3 protein-coding genes are annotated in these 2,019 nt (G+C 71.3%); 1 reads left to right on the plus strand and 2 read right to left on the minus strand.

The features are described 5' to 3' along the window. Positions 1-731 (minus strand): tRNA (adenosine(37)-N6)-dimethylallyltransferase (locus tag EQG76_RS02895; protein WP_159710456.1); only part of this gene is annotated, 731 nt, incomplete at its 3' end. Between the two features lie 15 nt (positions 732-746). Between EQG76_RS02895 and serB the strand changes: the two genes are divergently transcribed. Next, positions 747-1,625 (plus strand): phosphoserine phosphatase SerB, encoded by an 879-nt coding sequence (serB, locus tag EQG76_RS02900; RefSeq protein WP_159710458.1) that lies wholly within the window; start codon positions 747-749, stop codon positions 1,623-1,625. 29 nt (positions 1,626-1,654) lie between these two features. On the opposite strand, the gene EQG76_RS02905 is transcribed toward serB, so the two are convergent. After that, a partial coding sequence (locus EQG76_RS02905) for a PDZ domain-containing protein (protein ID WP_159710460.1) occupies positions 1,655-2,019 on the minus strand: 365 nt, incomplete at its 5' end.

Raw genomic sequence — 2,019 nt, forward strand, 5'->3', positions numbered from 1 at the left:
GGCACGCCCACCGCCTTGAGCAGCGGCGAGGCGGCATGGGCGGGCTCGGCCAAGAACGCCGCCAGCTCCTCCAGCGCCCCTGCCGCCAGCATCTGCGCGAGGCGCCGGCCGATACGGCCGACCAGCTCGTCCCGCGCCGGCAGCAGCGCCACGCCCTTCGGCTCGACGTCGAGGCTCAGCCGTACCGGCGGGTCCGCCTGCCAGTCGAGCAGGGAGCGACCGGTGGCCCGCCGCACTTCCAGGGCGCGCATCAGCCGCTGCGGGTCGGTCGGGCGGAGGCGGCCGGCCATGGCCGGGTCCTCTTCGGAGAGGATCGGGTGCAGCGCTTCAGGCGGCAGGCTTCGCACCTCGGCCCGGATGCCCTCCGGGATGTCGGGCACAGGCGCGATGCCGTGCAGGAGCGCCTCGAGATAAAGGCCGGTGCCGCCGGTGATGACCAGCGGGGTGTGCGGCTCGCGCTCAAGCAGATCGGCCAGCAGCGCCAGCCAGCGCCCCGCCGAGCCGATCTCCAGGGCGTTCCAGATGCCGTACAGGGCATGCGGGGCCAGCCGCTCGTCCGCCGGCGACGGTCGCGCGGTCAGGATCGGCAGGTCGCGGTAGAGCTGCATCGAATCGGCATTCACCACGGTGCCGCGCAGGGCCTGCGCCAGCCGGATCGCCAGGGCCGACTTGCCGCTGGCGGTGGGCCCGCCTATCACGATCACCGGGCGCTTCATGTTGCAGCGCAGCATTCACGGGAGTCGGGGATGACGGTGGTCACGCTGGTGAGCGATCCGGACGCGCGCCTGCTGACACCCGCACTAGTGGCGGAAGCGTCCCGGGCGCTACGGGCCGAGGTGGTCGTGCTCTCGGACGGCGAGGCGGTGGCCTTAGAGGTCGACCAGGCCGCCAGCGCGCTTGCTCCGGTGCTGGCTGATATCGTCGGGGAGCGGCGGGTCGACGTGGCGGTGACCTCGTCCGGGAACCGGCGCAAGCGCGTCCTGCTCTGTGACATGGACAGCACCATCATCACCACCGAGTGCATCGACGAGCTGGCCGATCTGTTGGGCATCCGCGCGGAAGTGGCGGCGATCACCGAGCGGACCATGAACGGCGAGCTGGATTTCGCGAGTTCCGTCAAGGCGCGGGTGCAGCTCCTGGCCGGGCTGGAGGAAGGTGCCATCGATCGGCTGCTCGCCGAGCGGATCCACCTCATGTCGGGAGCCAGGACGCTGGTGGGGACGATGCGGGCCCATGGCGCCCGCACCGCCCTGGTCTCGGGCGGCTTCACCCGGTTCACTGCACCGGTGGCGGCACGTGCCGGCTTCGACGAGCACCACGCCAACCTGCTGGAGATCCAGGACGGTCGGCTCACCGGCCGGCTGGTGCCGCCCCTGCTGGATGCCGATGCCAAGCTTAGGACGCTCGACGAGATCACGGGACGGTTGGGTCTCGGGCGTGCCGATGCGCTGTGTGCGGGCGATGGTGCCAATGACATCCCGATGATCCGGGCGGCCGGGCTCGGCGTGGGCTTTCGTCCCCACGCAAAGGTCGCCAAGGCCGCCCCGGTCGTGATCCGGTATGGCGACCTCACCGCGCTCCTGTTCATCCAGGGCTACCCACGCAACGCGTTCGCCGCCGGCTGACGGAGGCGCGGCCGCTCCGTCCTTGCGGCTCAGCTGGCCAGGCGGAGTGCCACGAAGCGCAGATCGCCCTGCCGCTCCACCATCAGGAGGATGTTGCGCTTGCCCGACGAGCGGGCCTCCTCGACCTTCTGCGCCAGCTCCTTCGGCGTATTGACCGGATCCTGCCCCGCCTCCAGCACCACATCACCCGGCTGGAGCGATTCCTCGGCGGCTGAGCCGTCGGGCGCGACCTCGGTGATCACCACGCCCTTGGTCACGCTGTCGCCCAGCTGGAACTGGCTGCGGCTCTCCGCGGTCAGCTCCTGGACCTTCAGGCCGAGCGGGTCGATCGCGACCACTGCCCCGGACGGCGTGTCGGGCTGGCCGTCGCCGGAAGATTCGTCGGTGGCCGCCA

The sequence above is a fragment of the Geminicoccus flavidas genome, assembly GCF_009806515.1.
Lineage (GTDB): Bacteria > Pseudomonadota > Alphaproteobacteria > Geminicoccales > Geminicoccaceae > Geminicoccus > Geminicoccus flavidus.